Here is a 5,696-nt window from a genome sequence, read left to right as displayed (position 1 = left end):
CAACTGATGCGCTGGACCCACCGACGTGATCGCCTGCCCGAGACCTACCGAGCCATCGCCAGCCTCGTCTCCGACCGCACCGTCATGACCTGAAATCGACCGCGAGTAGGGCGAACACGCCTCACCCGCTATCATGCACCAACTCGTTAATGCCTTAGCCTGCTCAAGGCTCGTCTCACGCGTCTGCGCTCGCGGCTGGTTAGCCTGGGGTCCGACGCCATGGCCTGCAGGTGAGTTGTTCCGAGTGGAGACCCGAGATCCATCAGCCGCTCGGCGGCTTCGATACGTGCTTCTACGGGCCGGGAGGGGTCCGACGACCAGGCAGCGAGGAGTTCCGCAGCTTTTCCCCTGGTCAGCTCCATCAGCCACATCAAGCCACGTTCGCGGCCTTCCGGCTCGATGGCCGGGTTACTGGCCAGCTCTGCCAACAGGGCGACGCCCTGTTCTTCATGGCCACGCATGAGAAGGGAGCCAGCCGCGTCCGCGCGGTCGGTCGGGAGAGCGGACGGATCCGTGGCGAACGCTCGCAGCAGAGTAGCGGATCGTTCCGGATCGACGGAGTGAAGCTCCTCCGCAGCTCGGATCCGGTCCGACGTGGAAAAATCCTCGTCGTTGGTCAGAGTCAGGAGCGCGTCCTTTGCCTCCTCAGGAGCGACTTCTGCCAGCTCCATGGCCGCGGTGATGCGCTCGCCAGGTTCCACCGTGCGATCACCCGCGAGGCTGAGCAAGAACGCCGTCGACTGTTCGGGGGCTGTCCTAGCCAGCGCGGCTGCCGCCAGGCTTCTCGTGCGCGGGGACGCCGAGTCATCACTTGCCAGTGCTGTGAGCGCTTCTTCGCCCAGGTGCGCGTCGACGTCCTGAAGTCGTCGCGCAGCATGAATCCTATCGTCGTGAGGAGTGTCGGGGCCCGCCATGCGGCGCAGGAGCTCGATGCCCTGCTCCCGGTCCACGTCGACCAGCCATCGCGCAGCCCACGAGCCAAAGCGCTCGTCCTCGGCGAGACCAACGATCAGGGCAGCTCCCCGGCGGCGGTCCAGCTCGGTTAGGTACAGAATGGCCAGTCGTTGGTCCGCATGATGCACGTCCGGGTCTGTCGCGGAGTGAACCAGCGCTTCAGTCACGCTGTTGATCACACCAGTGGACAGTGGAACCCCGTCGATGACTAGAGCCGCGGCCACCTCCCGAGCCATTGGGGTGTCGTGCGCTAGCAGAGCGAGCACGAGGCTCTCAAGATTGTGGCCTTCGCGCGCCCACACTCCAGCTGTGAACAAGGCGAAGGACTCCATGTCGGGGAGAGCCGCAAGAGACAGCGTCTCCTTATCCGGAGGAATCTCGCGGCAGTACCGACAGGCGGCCAGGTACTCAGCGAAGGTCTCGTGGACGAAGGAGAACACTCCGAACCGCTCAACCAGTACGCCACTCTGACGCAGTAGTTCCCTCAGCACTTCGCGCCATTGGCCCACAGGAACTCCGGGGGGCCGCAGCGCCTCTGTCGCTGCGACGGCGACGTCCAACAACGGTCGGTCGTCATCCTCGATGCGCCTGTGGGCGATCTCCTCCACCAACCCACGGAGGCCAGAGATGAGTTGCTCGGCGGCCTCCTGCCCTCGTGTCCCCGCTTGGCGGCGCACGTAGGCGGGCAGGTGGCGATATAGGTCAACGCGCTCCCGCTGGACGTCTAGGAGCAGCTCGGTGAACTGCTCATAAAGGTCCGCCCGGCTCCTCGGCAGGCGGCAATCGCCGCTCTGGCCGAACAACAGACAGGCCATTGTCGCTAGTAGCGGAACCCGGGCCGCATCCCGAAGCCTGCCACGGTCCAGCTCGACGAGAAAACGCTCAGCAAGGCTCTCGGCGTCGGAAAGGTTCATCGCCTCGAACCACCGGGTGGCGAGCACCCGAAGCTCGGAGGGATCGAAAGTCTGAAGCCAGTACGTTGGTGCCTTGCGGCGCAGCGGCAGCGTTTCGACCTCGTCCAATGGCCGGCTCGTCAGGACAAAGCGGTAACGCTGCGGGTCCGCCGCCATCACCGCTTGGACGACCCGTCGGCGGTCACCACGGTTCAGAACCTCATCCAGGCCATCGACGAGCACCAGCCACGGCACGCCAGGCACCGGAGGTAACTGGAACAGATCCGTCGGTAGCGGAGCGCGCAGGCGGGTCCCCAAATCCGCGCTGGCCGCGGCCCGAAGCGCCTCCGACAGGCTCGTGGACTTGGACAGTGCCTCGGCCGGAACCCGTACGGGCACCGCGGCGCCCGTACGGTGATCAAGCCAGGAGGCCGCGAGCCGTGTCGTCATATGGCGTAACAGGCTCGACTTGCCAGCTCCAGGACCGCCGAGGACCAGTGCATGGGGTGCCAACTCCGGGAGCCCATCCACAGTCACAGGAGTCCAGACCGATTCCGTCGTGCCGCCTTCTACGCCGTGTCGGCCACCCTCCGTCTCCAACATCTCTGGTTCGTCTATGGAGTCTGCCGGTTCAGTGCTTTGCCGCTGGCGGTCGGTTTTGTAGCCGGCAAACAGGAGTCGTACGTGTTTGCGCATCATCATCATGGACCGCCGTGAGGCGTCATCCTCGGAGGACCAGGACACCGACGAGGGTGGACTGCTTGCCTCTGGGCCGTGGGCGATCCTCTGTTGGAGATACACCGCCGACAACTCCCCCACAGCAGGAAGCGCCGCAGCATAGGGATGTTCATCCGCGGATTCCCGCGCGGCACGGAGATAGGCGCGCAAACAGGGACCGGGAGCGCACCAACCCCCTGCCCGGATCTGTTTGTCGTCAAGGAGACTGAGCCACCCCCAGTTCTCGGACACCGCTCGATCACGGGCCTCTGCCAGCTCGGGAAACGCCCCCAAAACCACTGACGTCGGGATGAGCCGGGCCCCGTACTCCTCACCGGCCCCAGCCTGAGGACGCTGACGGGCTCGGATCACCCCGGCCACGCACCCTGTCCTCCTGTTAAGCACGGGTGCACCACTGTGGCCCGGGAATACCTGGCCACCGGCAACCTTGTCAAGAACCGCGCCACCGAGATGCCGGCCGCCGCCCACGTAACGAAACGCCAGCGGATCTCCGCCCCGATAGTCTGTCTTCGGATACCCGAAGGCCCACAGTTCGTCTCCGGGATCACAGGGCGCCGCCAAGCACACCGCGGGATACGAAGGTCCAGGAGGAGCGACCCGGAGCAGGGCAAGATCAGGGCCCTGTCCTCCCGCGAATGGTCGTACATCCTCTGAGGCGGTCGAAAGCTGCAGCTGCTCACCGTTCCACAGCCCCTCCACAACCCGTACCGGCTCGTTGTCCGGAGCGAGAACAACGTGGGCACAGGTGAGCACCGCACTAGGCGCAACGAAGAATCCGGTGCCGTACTTCGTGGCCCCCGCCGTCCGGACGGTCAAGGCAACGGTCGCTTGCTGGAGTGCCATCTCCAACGTGCCACCACCGGCAAAGCCCGACATGCCCACGGTGAACCCTATGCCTGCCACTCCATCGTGACCTTCAAATTCGACTTGGCGCTGCCCTTCGCGATCAGAACGCTCAGTCCGCTTGATTCAAGTGCCAGCTCACACCCGAACTCCAGGGTTACCTTGTCCGGTCTGGCTTGGCGCAGCGCCTGGGTGACCTGGCTCGCGAATCCGGACAACGCAGCGGTGACGGAGCTGAGATCAGGTACGACATCAGCAACTTCCTCGTCTTCGGACCATGCGCTGTCCTGCGCCTCCGGGACACCGGGAAGGCTCGTCGCCTCGATGTACAGCACGCCACCGTCAACGGCGACCGGTGTGATGATGCTCTGGTCGCCCATCGTGTCCGTCATTTGAGTCCTCTCGTCTCTGATGGCGTTCTCGCAGTATGCCGGGCCCTTCTACGGCGCGTCCGACAGTTGCCGACAAAGACCTCCAGAAGTGCGACACGCCGCACCGCCCCAAGCTCGGCTCCTGAGGTCGGACAGGGGTGCGAGTGCAAGCCAGCACCTGTACGGCGGCCTCGGCTGCGGCCCAGGCGAGGTCGGCACGGTCCTCGGCCGACATGTGATCCGCCGAAGGGCAGCAGCCTGGCGAGGGGCAGGGCTTCGTCGTTGTCGGCGGCTGGCGCGGGCCCGGTGTGACCGGACGGGGAGGCCGCCGCGGCCCGGGAACACCCCACCGGCCTGCCTCTTCCGGTAATCGTGCTCGATGCGCCAGCGGACCTTGCCCAGACGCACCAGGTCGACGATCGACATGTCAGCCAGCAAGTTGGACAGTCAGTAATCGGTGGGAGCCTCGGCGTCTGAGGGCCATTCGACCAGCAGCCAGCAGTCCGGCAGAACCCCGTCCCACCAACCCTGTCGGCCGAAGCAACGGCTTTGATCGGATGCTCGACGGCCCTGCTGGCGATCACCCGACATGATGGCCCCTCGTGCTGCTGCGACTGGTTTACTGACCGTGACGAACGCATTCGCCGTGCTGCGCCTGCTACCCATGAGCGACCAGGACAAGGACACGGAGATCCTCGCCCTGCGCCATCAGGTCACTGTGCTGGAGCGGCAGCTGAGCGGCCAGCGGGTCCGGTTCGAACCAGGGGATCGGGCATTCCTGGCCGCACTGCTCTAGGGTCTGCCAGCGCAGGTGCTCCGCCGGATGCGGTTGTTGGTGCGGCCGGACACCGTGCTGCGCTGGCACCGCGACCTCGTCGCCCGCCGCCACGCCGCCCACTCCCGTCCAAAGCGCCCAGGCCGACCGCGCACCATACTTTCCGTCCGCGGCGTGGTACTGCGCCTGGCCGCAGAGAATCCGGGGTGGGGGCTACCCCCGCGTGCACGGCGAGCTGCTCGTTCTCGGCATCAAGGTCGCCGCGTCCACCGTCTGAGAGATCCTGAAGGAGGCCGGGATCCCACCGGCACCCGAGCGCACCTCCAGCACCTGGGCGTCCTTCCGCGCTCCCAGACGGACGCGCTCCTCGCCTGCGACTTCTTCGAAACGGTCACCCTGTCTGGTGCCCGGTTACATGTGCTCACGGTCATTGAGTACGCCAACCGCCGTATTCGGATCCTGGGTGCGACCGCTCATCCGACCGCGTCCTGGGTGGCACAGGCTGCGAAGAACCTCATCATGGACCTCGAAGACGCCGGCACCCGGGCCAGGTTCCTGATCCGGGACCGGGACGGGAAGTTCCCCGAACTGGTCGACGCCGTCCTCGCTGACGCGGGGATCCAGGTCGTGCTCAGCGGGGTCCGCATGCCACGCATGAACTCCCTCATCGAGAGATGGGCACAGACCTGCCGACGCGAGCTGCTGGACCGAACCCTCATCTGGGGCCAGCGCCACCTCCTGCACGCGCTACGTGAGTTCGAGAAGTTCTACAACGAGCACAGGCCACACCAGGCATCGCGAACGCCCGCCCCCTCCGATCCCTTCCCGAGCCGATCGACAACCCGGAGCAAATCGCACGACTCGACATACGCCGAACCGACCGCCTTGGCGGCCTCCTCCACAAGTACCCACATGCGGCCTGAGCAGGGCGGATCACGTTTTCGGCAAGGACAACCTCATCCTCCCGGCATAGCGCGGCCCACGACAGCCGTCACGACCCCGCGTAACCCTCACCGTTAAGGATCTCTAGCCTCGCGCTTTCATGAGGCGAGCTGTCCGGCAGGCGGTCACGCAAATAGAAAGGGCCTCTGGCCAGCAAGAATGAGGATTGTCTAGGTCCTT

At 65.5% G+C, this 5,696-nt stretch carries 2 protein-coding genes and 3 pseudogenes; 2 read left to right on the top strand and 3 right to left on the bottom strand.

Annotated elements, in window-relative coordinates:
• A pseudogene (locus tag ACWD3E_RS43055) lies at positions 1 to 93 on the top strand (transposase); the annotation flags it as partial.
• A gap of 53 nt (positions 94 to 146) precedes the next feature.
• Here the strand turns inward: ACWD3E_RS43055 and ACWD3E_RS43050 are convergent.
• The 3 genes and pseudogenes from ACWD3E_RS43050 to ACWD3E_RS43040 all read right to left on the bottom strand — a co-directional run.
• Positions 147 to 3,488 (bottom strand): trypsin-like peptidase domain-containing protein, encoded by a 3,342-nt coding sequence (locus tag ACWD3E_RS43050; protein ID WP_451392907.1) that lies wholly within the window; start codon positions 3,486 to 3,488, stop codon positions 147 to 149.
• Positions 3,476 to 3,820 (bottom strand): CU044_2847 family protein, encoded by a 345-nt coding sequence (locus tag ACWD3E_RS43045; protein WP_451392906.1) that lies wholly within the window; start codon positions 3,818 to 3,820, stop codon positions 3,476 to 3,478. Before ACWD3E_RS43045 ends, ACWD3E_RS43050 begins: the two co-directional genes overlap by 13 nt.
• 327 nt (positions 3,821 to 4,147) lie before the next feature.
• Positions 4,148 to 4,321: pseudogene (locus tag ACWD3E_RS43040) on the bottom strand (IS701 family transposase); the annotation flags it as partial.
• 80 nt (positions 4,322 to 4,401) lie between these two features.
• Here ACWD3E_RS43040 and ACWD3E_RS43035 point away from each other — a divergent pair.
• Positions 4,402 to 5,497, top strand: a pseudogene (locus ACWD3E_RS43035) (integrase core domain-containing protein).
• Positions 5,498 to 5,696 lie beyond the last annotated feature (199 nt).

The sequence above is a fragment of the Streptomyces sp. NPDC002676 genome, from assembly GCF_053592455.1.
The sequence above is the reverse complement of the archived record's forward strand: the minus strand, read 5'-3'. Positions and strand labels throughout refer to the sequence as shown.

Excerpts from the sequence above, each read along its gene's own strand:
- ACWD3E_RS43045 (WP_451392906.1), bottom strand. The coding sequence starts at position 3,820 with ATGACGGACACGATGGGCGACCAGAGCATCATCACACCGGTCGCCGTT.